The 15,527-nt window shown below is 50.6% G+C and carries 17 protein-coding genes and 1 tRNA gene; 13 read left to right on the top strand and 5 right to left on the bottom strand.

The window, feature by feature from the left end:
• Position 1 precedes the first annotated feature (1 nt).
• Positions 2-1,036 (top strand): alpha/beta fold hydrolase, encoded by a 1,035-nt coding sequence (locus HOM51_11175; protein MBT5035065.1) that lies wholly within the window; start codon positions 2-4, stop codon positions 1,034-1,036.
• Positions 1,037-1,045: 9 nt separating this feature from the next.
• Here HOM51_11175 and HOM51_11170 read toward each other — a convergent pair whose 3' ends face one another.
• The 3 genes from HOM51_11170 to HOM51_11160 are packed head-to-tail and all read right to left on the bottom strand — an operon-like array spanning position 1,046 to position 2,345.
• Complete coding sequence (locus HOM51_11170; GenBank protein MBT5035064.1) at positions 1,046-1,294, bottom strand: hypothetical protein; 249 nt, start codon at positions 1,292-1,294, stop codon at positions 1,046-1,048.
• 24 nt (positions 1,295-1,318) lie between these two features.
• Positions 1,319-2,089, bottom strand: coding sequence for a methyltransferase (locus tag HOM51_11165; protein MBT5035063.1), 771 nt, complete (start codon positions 2,087-2,089; stop codon positions 1,319-1,321).
• Positions 2,090-2,102: 13 nt separating this feature from the next.
• Positions 2,103-2,345 carry a DUF2007 domain-containing protein gene (locus HOM51_11160; protein ID MBT5035062.1) on the bottom strand — a complete coding sequence of 81 codons (243 nt, stop codon included), beginning with the start codon at positions 2,343-2,345 and terminating at the stop codon, positions 2,103-2,105.
• Between the two features lie 119 nt (positions 2,346-2,464).
• Between HOM51_11160 and HOM51_11155 the strand changes: the two genes are divergently transcribed.
• From HOM51_11155 to HOM51_11145, 3 genes are all read left to right on the top strand, one after another.
• Complete coding sequence (locus tag HOM51_11155; GenBank protein MBT5035061.1) at positions 2,465-3,481, top strand: polyprenyl synthetase family protein; 1,017 nt, start codon at positions 2,465-2,467, stop codon at positions 3,479-3,481.
• A gap of 79 nt (positions 3,482-3,560) precedes the next feature.
• A tRNA-Pro gene (locus HOM51_11150) sits at positions 3,561-3,637 on the top strand.
• A 142-nt stretch (positions 3,638-3,779) separates the two neighbouring features.
• Positions 3,780-4,979, top strand: coding sequence for an SGNH/GDSL hydrolase family protein (locus HOM51_11145; GenBank protein MBT5035060.1), 1,200 nt, complete (start codon positions 3,780-3,782; stop codon positions 4,977-4,979).
• A gap of 696 nt (positions 4,980-5,675) precedes the next feature.
• Here HOM51_11145 and HOM51_11140 read toward each other — a convergent pair.
• Positions 5,676-6,896, bottom strand: a complete 1,221-nt coding sequence (locus HOM51_11140) for a hypothetical protein (protein MBT5035059.1) — start codon at positions 6,894-6,896, stop codon at positions 5,676-5,678.
• A 682-nt stretch (positions 6,897-7,578) separates the two neighbouring features.
• On the opposite strand from HOM51_11140, the gene HOM51_11135 reads away from it, so the two are divergent.
• The 6 genes from HOM51_11135 (at position 7,579) to HOM51_11110 (ending at position 11,837) form a co-directional block, all read left to right on the top strand.
• Positions 7,579-8,181 (top strand): ATP-binding cassette domain-containing protein, encoded by a 603-nt coding sequence (locus tag HOM51_11135; GenBank protein MBT5035058.1) that lies wholly within the window; start codon positions 7,579-7,581, stop codon positions 8,179-8,181.
• The gene (gene fetB, locus HOM51_11130) at positions 8,178-8,969 is read left to right on the top strand and encodes an iron export ABC transporter permease subunit FetB (protein ID MBT5035057.1); all 792 of its coding nucleotides are present in this window, start codon (positions 8,178-8,180) and stop codon (positions 8,967-8,969) included. The genes HOM51_11135 and fetB overlap by 4 nt, the downstream gene beginning before the upstream one ends.
• 88 nt (positions 8,970-9,057) lie before the next feature.
• A complete protein-coding gene (locus HOM51_11125) occupies positions 9,058-10,179 on the top strand; it encodes a TRAP transporter substrate-binding protein (GenBank protein MBT5035056.1) in 1,122 nt (373 codons plus the stop codon).
• A 152-nt stretch (positions 10,180-10,331) separates the two neighbouring features.
• Entirely contained in the window at positions 10,332-10,715 is a 384-nt protein-coding gene (locus tag HOM51_11120) for a c-type cytochrome (GenBank protein MBT5035055.1), read from the top strand.
• 101 nt (positions 10,716-10,816) lie between these two features.
• The gene (locus HOM51_11115; GenBank protein ID MBT5035054.1) at positions 10,817-11,332 is read left to right on the top strand and encodes an adenine phosphoribosyltransferase; all 516 of its coding nucleotides are present in this window, start codon (positions 10,817-10,819) and stop codon (positions 11,330-11,332) included.
• Between the two features lie 175 nt (positions 11,333-11,507).
• Positions 11,508-11,837, top strand: coding sequence for a helix-turn-helix transcriptional regulator (locus HOM51_11110; protein ID MBT5035053.1), 330 nt, complete (start codon positions 11,508-11,510; stop codon positions 11,835-11,837).
• 110 nt (positions 11,838-11,947) lie between these two features.
• On the opposite strand, the gene mutY is transcribed toward HOM51_11110, so the two are convergent.
• On the bottom strand, positions 11,948-13,018 hold the full coding sequence (mutY, locus tag HOM51_11105; protein MBT5035052.1) for an A/G-specific adenine glycosylase: 1,071 nt from the start codon (positions 13,016-13,018) through the stop codon (positions 11,948-11,950).
• 94 nt (positions 13,019-13,112) lie between these two features.
• Between mutY and HOM51_11100 the strand changes: the two genes are divergently transcribed.
• The 3 genes from HOM51_11100 to HOM51_11090 all read left to right on the top strand — a co-directional run.
• On the top strand, positions 13,113-13,601 hold the full coding sequence (locus tag HOM51_11100; protein ID MBT5035051.1) for a DUF721 domain-containing protein: 489 nt from the start codon (positions 13,113-13,115) through the stop codon (positions 13,599-13,601).
• Between the two features lie 133 nt (positions 13,602-13,734).
• Positions 13,735-14,346 (top strand): DsbA family protein, encoded by a 612-nt coding sequence (locus HOM51_11095; protein ID MBT5035050.1) that lies wholly within the window; start codon positions 13,735-13,737, stop codon positions 14,344-14,346.
• A 63-nt stretch (positions 14,347-14,409) separates the two neighbouring features.
• A partial coding sequence (locus HOM51_11090; GenBank protein ID MBT5035049.1) for an AAA family ATPase occupies positions 14,410-15,527 on the top strand: 1,118 nt, incomplete at its 3' end.

The raw sequence follows: 15,527 nt of genomic DNA, 5'->3' as shown, positions 1-15,527 counted from the left end.
CATGATACTGCCGACATCGAAGATTTTTAACAGCAGCGCCTTGGCGCTTGAAAACGGCGGTGAACTGGCTGAATTAACCGTCGCCTATGAAACCTGGGGCGCACTCAACGATGCCGGTGATAACGCGGTATTGGTGTCTCATGGATACACCAATAATCCACACGCCGCCGGCGATGATAAAGGCTGGTTTCAAGGATTAATCGGCCCCGGCAAGGCCGTCGATACAGGGCGTTATTTCGTTGTCGCCGCTAACTTGCTGGGGTCCTCCTACGGCAGTACCGGGCCTGCCAGTACAAATCCTGAGACCGAACAACCCTATGGCCTCGACTTCCCTGACATTACTGTTGGCGACATGGTGAATGCTGAGAACCGCCTGCTGGAACACCTTGGGGTAAAACAGTTAGCTGCTGTTATGGGTAATTCGTTGGGGGGGCACCTCGCCTTTGATCGAGCAGCGCACTTTCCTGATCAGGTGCGTGCAGTTGTCGTGACCGTTAGCGACCTCAGGGGGCGCGGTGACCAGGGCACGGTGGACGCTCTCATCGCGCGCTTTAGCCAATGCCCTGGCTGGAATCATGGTCAGTATTACGACAACAAGAAAGACGGCGGCGTTTTTGCAGAATTGCTCAAACAGCGAATCGAAACCCTAAAGAACTATGGGTTTGATACTAAAATTCGCGAAGAAGTGGGCGATAACTCAGACATCATCGAGCAGCGATTGGTTGATCTCGCCGAACCCTGGGCAGATCAGTTTGATGCCAACTCACTTATCGTGCTGCGCAAGGCAGTCATCCAATTTGATGTTCGGGAGAAGGTTTCGGCAATTAAAGCACCTCTCCTCTACGTCCTGTCCCGCACCGATAATTTATTCCCACCCTCTATCGCACCAGACACGATGAAGATTCTCCAGGGCGCAGGCGTTAATGCGAAATTTTTTGAACTCGACAGCGACAACGGCCACCGCGCGCCGTCTGTTGATTGGCAGGGATGGGCGGATGAATTACAGAAATTTTTGGATGCGTATGGCGAACTTTAATTATAGGCCCTAATACGGGCACCCGTCTTGACCACAAGATTTTGCCGCACTTGCCATAACAAATGAGCCGCACTGGCTGCACTTCACCATTTCTTCGGCATTATCAGACGGGGGACTCTCGCCGGTTTGTTGGCGCACTTGGGCCTGGGTTTCCGCGTCCTTAATTTGTTGATAGCGGTTGAACCATTTGAAGCCGTGCCAGACCCCAAGCACGATGATGCCTAAGACTGCGAGTTTGAGAAGACTAAATCCGAACATGTGACTCTTTTAAAGCGCCCCGCCCTATTGGTCAAAGGCCGAAACAGTTTCGGAAAGATCAAGCGTCTCACCGTCCCGCAAAATTTTATCCGCTGATGCGGTATAGCTTCCATCCGCCTGATGAAGAATCAGGCCCGTGGACAACAACATCGGCGTCCGCACACCCTTCCGGCAGCTGATCAGGAACCGCTTCGAGGGTTTTTTATCCGGCCCTGGCCAAAGCGGATACACAATCGCTTCGCCAGCCTGGCCTGCCAATGCCGTCAACACCTCATGCATACGGTCGGCCCTGTGAATCATAGTCAGCGTTCCCTTGCGCCGAAGCATCGACAGGCAAAATTTTATCCAAATTTCCAAAGGCACCGAGCTTTCGAAGTTGGCCAGCGCTTTGCTTGAATTCGGCGAACCCCGGCCTCGGCTATGTTCGACAAACGGCGGGTTGGTCATGACATGGTCGAATGTACCTGGAGCCAAATTCTTGGGAGGGAACAACACATCCGCATGGGTCACCTCGATTCGTTCTGAAAATTCGTTAATCTCAGCATTGTGACGCGCGAGCTTGGCCAGTTCTTCTTGAATTTCAATGCCTGCGATTTGAATCTTTGGCAGGCGTGCCGCCAAGCATAAAGCCGCCGCCCCGGCACCAATGCCTACATCTAGGATTTTCTTATTTCCTTTGGCGTTGACGGCGGCGGCCAGCAATACCGGATCAATAGCGGCCCGATAGCCGGACTTGGGCTGAGTGAATTTCACCCGCCCCCCCAGAAGAGCATCCTCAGTCGTTTCAACCGTCATGACGGCCCATCTTTCATGACGGCTCATCTTTTGACGGCTGAGGCTTTCTTTCGATGGCCTCGGCTTCGGCCAAGATCACCCGTGCCTGAGGATAATCGACTTCATCTACCATGACCCGCTTGGGAAAGGCGCCGATGCTGCCTTCGACAATGCTGATGTTGTAATCCAAGATCACCGGCTCAATGTTCTCCTCACGCAGTTGGGCCACCAGCCAGGACAGCATTACCAGGTTATTTGTGCGAACCAATTCGACCATGGTATTAATATTAAAGCCTTTTTTCAGAAGCCTGAAACGAAAGAGCATGCTTGACCGAATACGGGGGCACTTCCTATGCTGCCTGTGGTTGTTACGAAGCTCAAGGGGGAAAGCTTAACGTGGGTGTAGTTGTTAGCCTAGAGGGCCAGCGAAAAGACAAACCGTCTCTCGATGCCTTAACGGAACTGGTCGCAGACGACCTGAAGATCGTTAATCGGCAAATCATTGAACGGATGGATTCGCCTGTTGCCTTGATCCCGCAATTGGCCGGGCACATTGTTGCGGCTGGAGGCAAGCGGCTTCGACCGATGCTGACGTTGGCTTCGTCCCGGTTATGCGGTTACGAAGGTGAACGCCATACCGGGCTCGCCGCCTGTGTCGAGTTCATCCACACAGCGACCCTATTGCATGACGACGTGGTTGACGAAAGTGATCTGCGACGCGGATTCGCGACGGCAAATTCAGTCTGGGGGAATAAGGCCAGCGTATTGGTTGGTGATTTTCTATTCAGCCGGTCGTTTGAATTGATGGTCGAAGACGGCTCGTTAGATGTTTTAGCTATTCTGTCGCGTGCTTCCGCCATGATCGCCGAAGGCGAAGTGGCGCAATTGATTACGGCAAATGACACAGAAACTGGTGAAGCAGCCTATTTGGATGTCATCACCGCGAAAACTGCACAATTGTTTGCCGCCGCGTGTCGCATCGGGGCGGTTGTTGCGGACCGTCCTAAAGTCGAAGAAGAAGCCTTGGAAACATTCGGCCTGAACCTCGGCATCGCTTTTCAGTTGATCGACGACATGCTGGATTATTCAGCCAAGCAGGCAGAATTAGGCAAAACCATCGGCGATGATTTTAAGGAAGGCAAGATCACCCTTCCAATCATCCTGGCTTTTCATCGGGGTGATGAGGAAGAACGCAATTTCTGGCGAAGGACAACGGAGAAGCTGGAACAAACCGATAGCGACCTGAACCACGCCATTGAACTGATGGAAAGACACAACGCCCTGTCCGATACCGTCGAACGCGCCCGCCATTATGGCGCCATCGGACGAGATGCATTAGGAATTTTCCCGGACAAGCCCGAGAAAGCAGCGCTGATCGACCTCATCGACTTCTGTATCGACCGCGCTTACTAATTCGCCCGGCTAATATATTTAGGAGGGCTCCTTGCCCTCAAGTAGCACGGGCGTTATAAACGCGACCGCAAGACATAAACGGGGTGTAGCTCAGTCTGGTAGAGTGCATCGTTCGGGACGATGAAGCCGTAGGTTCAAATCCTATCACCCCGACCAATATTTACCCAATAAAAACAATGTGTTATCTTTGGAACGACTGTCTGAAGCGCCCTCAAAAAATACCGGCCAATTCGCTTGAAGAAATTAAAATGAGCCCCGGAGTTTTCAGCACCAGCCAAGCCGTAGGAGACGACCGAAAATGAACGGGTGGGAACAGGTGTTTTGGGAATCTTGGAGGAGCGTATGGGCCGTCCTTGGCCTAATTGTGGTGTTTGTTGTCTTTATTGAGTTCGGTATTCCGCTCATAAAGAAAACAAGCCGACGGCTGCGTGGAAAGTCCGCCAATACCCTCGATTCCAGTTCTAACGCCGACTTTTTCCGCGACAAGGATTGGGCACACACGTATTTCACAGAGTATCAGAAGGAAGCTAAAGTCGTTTGGGCACCATTCGTACAATGGTGGCAACACCCAATGAACTTGACCTATTTCAAGATAAATGAAGATGGTATCCGAAACACCGATGCGGGTAATTCGATCAACCTTAGCGGCAAACCCATCCGAATTTTTGCGTTTGGTGGATCGACATTGCTTGGCGTTGGATCGCGGGATGAAATGACAATTCCCTCTATTCTTGCGCGAAAACTGCAAGCCTTGGGCAAGAACGTAGAGATTACAAATTTTGGCCAACCCGGCCATTCTTCTACGCAGGAAGTTATCTCGCTTATTCAGGCATTGAAGAAACATTCGGTGCCGGATCTGGCATTGTATTATGACGGCATAAACGAAATTATTCCCGCTGAACAAACAGGTCAGGCCGACCGAATGTTTAACGAACACAATCGGCGCGAAGAATTTAATATTTTGCATTTTTCACGACGTAATGAACTGATCGAAGAAGGCATAAAAGCATTGATCCCGCGGACCTTACGACGCCTGAAAGAAATTGGGCTCGTGTTCGCACTTATCAAACCGAAATTAAAAGAATACACCTTGTTACGTGAGGAAGATATTGAGCCCTTAAGCATCAAAATCGTCGAACAATATCGGGATAATGTTCGAATAATTGATGCCATTGCGAAGGATTGGGGATTTGAGACACTTTTCTTTTGGCAACCATCGCTGGTGAGCAAGAAGTCGCTAACCGAGCATGAAGAAAAATATCAGTACGAAGGAACGGCAAAGCCTAATCTTCGTCGGCCCATCTTTTCCACGGTATACCAAACTCGAAAATCCGATTCGTTTTTTACAGACCGCAGCAATACAATCGACATAAGTGGCGTGTTGGATGACGTTGAGGAAGGCTGCTACATTGATCCTTTCCATGTTTCCGAAGATGCAAATGAGATGATCGCCGACGCCATGCTGCCGTTTGTTGAGAAAGCAATTGAGGGAAAATAGGCTGTCTGACGATGCGATTAACGTCAATCACGCGGCAGGAATCTCCACCTCGACAATTTATTTCAGAGTCAGTATAAGTACACAAGCGTTGCAGAAATAATTTGTGAGGAAATTGTGGATAACTGGCTCATTTATGCCGTCATTGGCGGGTTGATCGTCCTTACAATTTTCTTCATTTATCGGCGGAAAAAAATTAAAAAAGATGCTGCGCCGAATGATATTTACCCACTCTGGTAAGAGTGCCGCCGTATTTTTATCATATTAATTCACGGTCACGTCAGACCCGTTACCAATGTTCCAGATACTCATTGGAGCTTCTCCTTCTAAGAAATCCCTAGACTGGTTGTAGTTCCATTAGGAATTCTCTTGATCTAGCTGACAGAGGGAACAGAGGAACGGACCAGATCGATTGTTCGCATGAAGACGCAATCAATTGCTTTACGGGTATAGGGCTAGATGTTTTGGCTATTGGTAATTGTCTACTCAGAAAAGAGCGTTGGGGCCCCCTTAAGAAAATTTACAAATCAGCATTTGATTTGGATTAATGCTCGCTAACGTTCATTAGTTTTTGCGGGTTAATTTACAAGGTTCTTCATAATCTCAGTCAAAAAAAACCCCCGCCGAAGCGGGGGTTTAAGTCTTGAACCTTGTGGGGAGTTAAAACCCTACACGGTTATATTATTTTGTTGGCTGTTTTTAGAACAAAACCTGCCAACGAAGCTTGAAGGTGTCGTTTTCGATGGTGTTGTTATCTGAACCATCAATCGCTGCAGCATTCGTATGGGTAGAAATTCTGTCATACGAAAAATGAAGCTTGTTTTTGTGGCCATTGATGAGATATGCCGCACCAAAGCCCCACTGCCGCTCAATACCGCCAGCAACGTTAACTGCGCCGCCGTTGGAATCGCCAGACGTGTTCTGTTGGGTGTCTCTGTTGTGTACGGTATACGTAATCGCGAAAGGAACCTTCTTCGGAACGACCATGTAGGAAGCAGCAGCCATCCACACGTATTGCCGACGACCGTTTTGGCTAGCACTGTCAAAACCTACAGAATCTGTTTGGAAGTTACCATGCTCGTATGTACCAGTCAGGTGCAAACCAGCATATTTCACGCCAACCAAAGCATGCCAATATTTCAAATCGGCTGTGCCAGAGGTCGCTGCAGCGGCATAGGCAGCGTAGTCACCAGAGCCAACCGCACCTTGAGCACCTTGATAACCGACTTGTACCACAGCGCGAAGCTTGTTCTTGGCGGAATAATCAGGCTGGTTAAGTGCACCATACCGACCAAACGGCTGATAGGATAAACCAAAATCATACATAACAGCTTGGCTCGCAGTCTCAACACCGTTACCGGCGCCATTAGAAAGCTTGGCTTCATATGACAGAACCTTAGCAACCGTACCTCTAAGAGAGATACCGATATTACGACCGGATGCGACATCACCAGCGCCATTAGGATCATCAACCAACCATCCGCTGCTGCTGCTATAACGGTTACCAGCGCTGACGCCGAGTGACTTGTAGTTACCGACTTTAACCTGAACTTCAGGGATGAACTTGTAGTTCACTTGAGCATCGATGAATGCGCCACCTTCAACGTTAAAGAGCATGCTGTACGTCAAGTTCGGGCTACCTGCACGACCTTTAAAGCCGAAGTGAATTCTAGGAATGTCGAGCTGGCGGGTATCAACGTTCGCAGTGAACGAATCGTCAGTTAGAGCATTCGTACTATCAAACTGGAACTTCATACCAGGAAGAACGCTGTAGTTGCCGTCCTTTGACTTGAGGTAGAAATTACCTTTTTTGTGGCCTAAGACAGCGCTGCCGTCAGCCTGTGCGGGGGTAACCAAAGCGCCTGCGGCGAAGACCGAAGCGGCGACTGCCCCAAGCAGTAAACCTTTGTAGCTTTTCATGACAATTTAATCCTTTTTTGTCCCTTGAGAAATCTGGCCTCATCTCAACAACTTTAAAATTGCTTTCGACTTGGCCTTGAAATAACTCCCGTTCCTTAGGTTCACCGACTGTGTTTCGCCTTATCGTTGGCTTCTTCACCGCGCCGACACCCCCTAATACCTAGAGAAGTTAGTTGTAGTCTCGACATTCCAGCGCGGAATTCAAGAATATCGTGGCTCTTTTGAGATTTTCATGAGAGGCGTGTGTTTCTTTTGCAACACATCTTATTGAGGGGCAATCCACTAACATTCGAGAAATTGGCAAATTGATCGCACATAAATCTAGCTGTAACCCATGCCTGATATAGCTTTTCGGCATTTTTTATGTGTTCCTTAAAGGGCCGAGACGAGCTGTTTAACAAACATATGTTACTGCCAATCCCCTCTCCACGCACGTATCGACTATGGTTCTCGTGTGGCGGAAAACCCACAATTTTCCTTTGGAGTGGATTCTAGAGCCGCTTTCGACCCTACGAGGTCACGCCACATAAGCTTTCGTTCCGCGAATTACTTCTCTCCGACCAACCGCACAGGAATTAATATTTTGCAGGATAATCATTTGCCCAGATACATTGTAATTATGCATTATCATTATAGGGTAAATTTTGGTATCCCCATGATATGAAAAAAGGCTGTCTGACCGGTGTTTATCGTCCGCGCCCTGACAAGACTCCATCTGGGACCTCTGGATTTTTCCTTATCATCCGGTGAACTGGTGGCGTTGTCTGGTCCGTCAGGTGCCGGAAAGACGGTTTTTCTTAGAGCGCTTGCCGATCTTGATCCCCACAAAGGGGACGTTGAATTAGATGGGATTCATCGTTCCACCCTACCCGCACCGCAGTGGCGCAGACACGTTTGTTACCTACCAACCGATTCGGGATGGTGGACGGATGTCGTGGGCGACCATTTCTCTGAGCCGGATCACGCATTAGATTTGCTCAAAAGATTGGGATTGCCCAGCGATATCCTAACTTGGCCTGTTTCCAGGCTTTCCACAGGTGAGAAGCAACGTTTGGCGCTGACCCGCGTACTTTTGCTCGCTCCAGACATCATGCTTCTGGATGAACCTACCTCAGGCTTGGATCCTGACTCGACCCGGGTTGTCGAGGAAATGTTACTGCAACGTGCAGAAAACGGTGCCGCCATTCTGTTCGTGACCCACGACCCCGGACAAACTGAAAGGCTGGCCACCCGCAAACTCGCGCTTATAAATGGCGGGCTGGTAGATGGTAGGCTGGCATCGTGAATTTTATCACCCTCGGCGCAACCGACTTAGCTCTCGCATCATTGCTCGTCATTATAAACGGCGGCCTCTCCCTTATGCTTGGGCTCGGGTTGGAACGTCAGCTTTTGATCGCAGCGGCACGAATGGTCGTTCAACTCAGCCTCATGGGATTGGTTCTAAAAACTCTGTTCGCCCTCGTTTCGCCCTTGTGGACAGCGGTTGCGGCGCTGATCATGGTACTGTTCGCCGGTCACGAGGCATCGGCCCGCCAACGCAAACGTTTTTCCGGGTGGTGGACCTATGGTCTGGGAACATCCAGCATGATGGCGGCTGGGCTTATCGTCACAGTGTTGGCGCTCACCACGCAGATTAAGCCTGACCCCTGGTATGACCCGAGATACGCCTTGCCATTGTTGGGGATGATTCTTGGCAACACCATGAACGGCGTCGCCTTGGGGTTGAACGCCCTTATTACAGGGGCAGTTCGGGAAAAGAGTGCGGTAGAGGCACGTCTGGCACTTGGCCACGATATTCGCACCGCAATGAGTGGCATCGTCCGCGAAGCGGTTCGAACAGGATTGATCCCTATTATAAATGCCATGGCGGCAGCCGGCATTGTGTCGCTTCCTGGTATGATGACAGGACAAATTCTCGCTGGTATCCCCCCGGTGGAAGCCGTGAAGTATCAGATCCTTATCATGTTCTTAATCGCGGGCGGCACGGGACTGGGTCTGTTGTCTGCAGTTTATGGCGGCGTGTATAGGCTGAGCGACAATCGGCACCGGTTGCGTCTGGATAGATTAGTATAACTCTTCCGCAATACCTCTTGTCCCGATTTAACGGGTACGATAGCGTACGCCGATAATCATTTCACGACATCTTAATCAGGGTTTTCCTATGCGAACTGCAGTGATCGGCATTGTTATTGGCCTCGTCGTTGGCGTGGTCTTTGGCGCCACGATTATCGCCCCTCGGCTCACCACAATCCCCGCATCAAAGTCGCCCGAAAACATTGTTAAACCACTACCTAAACTAACATCCGCCCCTGTCCAGAAGACCATCCGCCGGTGGCAAATGGCGAGCGCCTACCACAGCAAGTTACCGTTGTTAGGGACGATGGCCAAGCGATTGGAAACGGGGATTTGGCGGGTGTCTGATGGCGGGTTTGAGATCAAGTTCCACGAACCCAATGCATTAGTACCACCACGTGAACTCTTCAACGCTGTCTCATCAGGCGCAATCGACGCCGCCTTTACAACACCGGAGATGTGGGTAGAGCGTCTCGCGTCTCTCGGGTTGTTTTCATCTGTTCCTTTTGGTCCAAAGCCGATGGAACACCTGGCATGGATTTTCGGTGGCGGTGGTCAGGCGATCTATAATGATATTCTTCACAAGGAAGGCGTTCATGGGGTTTTCTGTGGTTTGGTCTCAAATGGTGCGTCGGGTTGGTTCCGCCGAGAAATTAAAACCGTGGAAGACCTGAAAGGCCTTAAAGTTCGCTCTTCCGGCCTCGGCGCTGGCGTTTTGGAGAAACTCGGTGTGAAAATTAAAACCATGGCCGCAAGAGACATCTTCATCGCCTTCGAGACCGACAAATTAGACGGTGCCGCTATTTCGTTGCCGTCCGTGGACGCAAAGCTCGGCGTCCATAAGGTGGCCAAACACTATTACTATCCCGGATGGAATCGCCCGGCGATGTTGTTTGACGTCATCATCAATTTAAAGAAATGGAACGCCTTGCCGGCACCTCAGCAGACCCAAATCAACACCGTCTGCGCGCAAAATATCAATTTAGGATTAGCTGAAGGCGAAGCGGCTCAGTTTGCTGCTTTAAAGGCGATTGAAGCCAAAAAAGTCCAAATTCACCGCTGGCCGACAGAAATTCTTGCAGCGCTTGAGAAAGCATGGCGACGACAAGCTATAGAATCGTCAAATGCCGACAGTGACTTTCGGCGTGTCTGGGAGTCCCTCACCCGCTTTCGACGCGATTACAGTATTTGGAATGATTTTAGCCAGTAACAAGTTTCGAACGGCTCGGCATAATCTTGCCATATAAAGTCGTTAGTGATTTTATTGATATGGATTGTAACGGTTGCAAGCAAGTGGACGCACCGTTATTAATGCGGGCCTTAAATTTAGAGTCTTTAAGTTGGATAATTAGGAGAACCCTTATGGGAAGAAGCGTATTAGTTGCCCTTGGAATGACTGCGGCCATCATTATGGCAAGCGGCAGCGCATTTGCCGCTGGCGATGCGAAAAAAGGCGCAAAAGTTTTCAAGAAATGTAAAGCATGCCATGCTGTTAAAGCTGGTAAGCACAAGGTTGGCCCCTCTCTCTCAGGCGTCGTTGGCCGTAAGGCGGGGACCGCGGCAGGCTTTAAGAAATATAAAGGCCTCAAAAAAGCCGACTGGAGCTGGGACGAGAAGACGCTCGACGCGTGGCTCTCCAACCCTAAGAAATTTGCTAAAAGCCGAAGCCGCAAAACCTCGATGGTCTTCAAGCTGAAGAAAGCTAAAGACCGAGCAAACGTCATTGCGTACTTGAAATCCATTTAATACTGGGCTTCGGTACAATAAAGTTAAGCGCCTCGCCATACCGGCGGGGCGTTTTAGTTTCAACTTTGCTACAGTTTCTAATTATTGGTTAGGCAAAAATTATGGACCTCAAGGACCACATCCGATCAATCCCCGATTTCCCGAAGCCGGGCATCCAGTTTTACGACATTTCAACCCTCCTTGCTCATGAAGATGCGTGGCAGGTTGCCATGGGTCGAATGGCGCGGATGATTCGTCAGCATCAACCTGATGTATTGGCCGGCATTGAATCCCGCGGGTTTCTGGTTGCAGCACCCTTGGCGCTAAAGCTGGGGTGCGGATTCGTCATGGTTCGTAAAAAAGGCAAGTTACCGGGAAATTTGATATCCCATGACTACGCCTTGGAATACGGCACTGATACCATTGAAATACAGGATGACGCGGTCAAACCCGGTCAAAAGGTGGTTATTTTAGACGACCTTTTAGCGACTGGCGGTACCATGGCGGCCTCTGTTGATCTGTTCAACAAAGTAGGGGCCAAAGTAACCAGCGCTGCCTGCCTCATAGAACTGACATTTCTGAAGGGTCGCGATAAGCTTAACATTCCATTTGATGCGTTAATTTCATACGACGAATAGCACTATTTACATTGAGACTGACGGCCACCTTTGCATGAGCGGTATTTAATTCAACTTTCACACAACATTACATTATTGACTAATTCAGCGGTGACCTGTAAGGTTAGGTTCACATTGCTGTGTTACATTCTATTTCATCCGAGACCTACTGCATACGCACACAGGAGATTTATTAATGCATGCACATCACAAAGTAAGTGGAGAAAACGCTCGTAAACTACGCAAAAAAGGCGGCGCGTATTTGAAAAAACTACGGGCGTCATCCGGTTTGACGCAAATAGAATTGGCCGAAAAGACAGGGTTTAAATATTATACGTTTATCAGCCAAATCGAAAACGGCGCCGGTCGTATTCCACCCAACTTGTATGAAGCCTACGCCGCAGCCGTTGATGTGGAGCGCTCCGAATTTGTTAAGAACATGCTCAAGTTCTACGATCCGTACACCTACAAAGCTCTGTTCGGTCCGGCACCGAAAAAGAAAGCTGCTAAGAAAAAAGCCGCCTAAGGGCAGCGCTTTATAGAAGAATTTCAGCGTCCCGTACTTTGGCGGGGCGCTGCCGAGACCAGAAATTGTCAGCGTGCTCCTCTGTAATTCTCATCGGGCGCGCTGTTTTTCTATTTGGCAACAAGCTCCGCCACCGCCAAATTCACAACCTTCTTCATGACCGTCGGCAGAGCGAAGTCAGACAAACGTTCAACGGGGCACCAGACGCATGACTCCGGACCCGGTTCATCAATTTTCCCCGCCAAGACCACTAGTTCCAAATGGAAATGAGTAAATGTGTGGCGCACAGTTCCAGGTAGCCGTTGCCATGAAAGGGCTTCGACTGGCACGTACTTTAGCGCGGCCTCATCAGTCCACGTCGCTTCGTTCCAATCGGTCGACGGGAATTCCATCATTCCGCCCAACAGCCCCTTTTCTGGACGCCGCCTGATCAAGACAGCATCATCGTCTCGCACAGCCCAAAACACAATGCCCCGGCGTGTCGGCTTAGGTTTTTTAGGAGCCTTCTTTGGAAACTGCTCGGCGTTGTCCAATTTGTATCCGTCACAAACAACAGACACCGGACATGTCGCACACCGTGGACTGCGCGGCGTGCAAATCGTCGCCCCCAAGTCCATCAGCGCCTGCGCATAATCGCCTGGACGCTTCCGATCTAACGCCGCTGAAACCAGTTTCTTTATACGAGGTTTTGATCCTGGTAGAGGCTCTTTAATGACATACAGTCGGGAAATCACACGTTCTATGTTACCGTCAACGGGAACCGTCTCCCGACCGAACGCAATTGCTGCGACCGCCGCCGCCGTATACGGGCCAATTCCTGGTAACGTCATCAAGGTTTCTTCTGAATCAGGAAACCGACCGTCAAATTCATTTGCCACAACACGCGCGCATTTATGCAGGTTGCGCGCTCGGGCGTAGTACCCCAACCCCTGCCATGCATGCAGGACATCATCCAAGTCCGCTGCCGCAAGATCAGACACGCTCGGCCAGCGCTTCAGAAATAATTCGAAATAGCCCTTTACCGTTACCACGGTGGTTTGTTGCAGCATAATTTCGCTAAGCCAAACCGCATACGGGTCTGCTACCTCCCCCGCTTCCGCACGCCACGGCAATCGACGGTGAGCGACATCATACCAAGCCAATAAATCCCGGCTGAATGATTTTGGATAATCCTGGGACATTTGCCTTATAATCGCCCTAAAAATACGGGCAAATTGCCCTGTTGTTTTGCAGAATGGGTGAATTTACCATACCGGTTATATCAAAGGCAGGCAGATGGCAAAATTTCAGCACGGTCCCCGCGCACTCGCGAAGACCATTGGACGCATTACCAAACCGATTTTTTCCCGGCGCGGTTTTGCGGACGGCGCTGTAATTGCCGAATGGCCTGCCATTGCCGGTGACCTGTTAGCCCAGCACACAGTGCCTGAGAAAATCGATTACCCGCGCAACGTTAAGACCGATGGTATATTGCGACTGCGGGTCGATAGCGGCAGTTTCGCGCTGGAAATTCAACATTTTGAGCCGCAACTGATCGAACGCATTAACACCTATTTCGGCTACAAGGCCGTGGGGTCGGTCAAAACGATCCAGGGACCGCTACCCAAAAAGCAAAAAACAAGTGAACCTGAATCCAAAACCTTGAATGCCGCACAAGAAAACACCCTTAATCAGGAGCTTTCAGACGTAGACGATGAAGAAATTCGCGAGGCTTTGGAGAAACTCGGTAGGTCGATTCTCAGCCGGTCTGATAGGCCGCTCTGATGCGGAGATCAAAAAAAATGAAATTTAAGCCGACTTATCCCCAGGAATCTGACATTCGACCACCCGTCGGCATCTTGCGGAGTCGCAAATGCAATTCTATATTCACCAACATCTTGTATCTGGAGGGGTCATTTTGTCTAAAAAACTACTAGGTATAGCATTCGCTCTTTTTCTCGCGTTGAGCCAATCAGCCAGTGCCGGCATCGCGTCTTTAGAGGACGCCTTGTCTGAGAAAGCCATGGGCAAGAAGGACGCGCCCGTCACGATCATTGAATATTCGTCACTCGGGTGCCCCCACTGTGCAGCCTTTCATCGCGAAACTCTGCCTCAAATTAAGAAAGATTACATCGATACCGGCAAAGTTCGGCTAATTTTTAAAGACATGCCGTTCGGCACCCCGGCGTTGGCCGCTGCTGCCTTGGCGCGGTGTGGCGGGACGAAAAAGTTTTTCGGATTTGTCGAAGTATTATTCCGCAGCCAACGGCAATGGTCTTCTGGTCGTAACGTCATTGGCGAACTGGCACGGGTCGGTCGTTTTGGAGGTCTGTCTGATAAGGATGTTCAGGCATGCCTCAAAAATCAGGCTTTGCTAAAAGCCATTGGCCAACGTGCGGATGAAGCCGTCAAAAAACGCGACGTTCGATCCACCCCCACGTTCTTTATCAATGGGACAAAGGTGGAGGGCGCGCAGCCTTTTGAGAGTTTCAAAAAGGTCATCGACGAGGCGCTTGCGAAGGCAAAATAACGATCACATCCCCCGGGGAATAATTGGGGGGCGTTCGTGAGAGACGGGGGTTAAACTTAAGTGCTGCAGTTCAATAAGCTACGTCTGACGGGATTCAAATCCTTTGTGGATTCCACGGAACTGCTGATCTCACCAGGTCTGACCGGCGTTGTTGGTCCCAATGGCTGCGGCAAATCCAACTTGGTGGAGGCGTTACGTTGGGTCATGGGCGAAACGTCCGCCAAACAAATGCGCGGCAGCGGCATGGATGACGTCATCTTTGGCGGCACCGCCAATCGACCGGCCCGTAATATTGCCGAAGTTATTTTATCGCTCGACAACACAGCCCGCACCGCCCCTGCCCAATTCAACGAATTCGAAGACTTGGATGTAACCCGTCGGATTGAACGGGAAAAGGGCTCGGCCTATCGGGTTAACGGAAAAGACGTTCGCGCCAGGGACGTTCAGTTATTATTTGCCGACTCCGCCACCGGCGCACGGTCGACGGCCCTGGTCAGCCAAGGCCGAATTGGTGCCGTGATTGCCGCAAAACCGACAGAACGAAGAACATTATTGGAAGAAGCCGCTGGTATCACTGGCCTTCATTCCCGCCGTCACGAGGCTGAGCTTCGCCTGCGGGGTGCAGAAACCAACCTGGAACGTCTCGATGATATTCTCATCACCCTGGATACCCAGCTGCTGAACCTAAAAAAGCAATCCCGCCAGGCGACTCGCTATCGCAACATCAGCGGCCACATTCGCCGCACAGAAGCAATGCTGTTTCATCTCCGCTGGTTGGCCGCACAACTGAACCTTGCGGAAGGTAGAACCGAGCTTCAGTCGACCCAAGACGCGGTACGCGAACTAACCGGTTTGGCTGCAAATGCTGCGACGGTTCAGGCTGAACGCGCCAGTGGCCTGCCTGAACTTCGCCAATCTGAAGCCGCGACCGCAGCGGAGCTACAGCGACTGGTAATTGCGCGCGAAGGATTGGAAGAAGAAGAGGCCCGGATCGAGACCGCACGGGCAGACAACACCACTCGCCTGGAACAAATCGCCGCTGACCGCGCACGAGAAGAAACATTGGTTTCTGATGCCAAGGCTGCGGTCGAACGCCTTGAAGGCGAACGTGCTGAGATTGAAAAATCCCGCGAAGGTGAAGACAGCACCCGCGAGGCCGCGGCCAAAGCCGCAGAGGAAGT

The organism is Rhodospirillaceae bacterium, assembly GCA_018660465.1.
Lineage (GTDB): Bacteria > Pseudomonadota > Alphaproteobacteria > Rhodospirillales > JABJKH01 > JABJKH01.
This window is presented reverse-complemented; position numbering and strand designations above follow the sequence as displayed.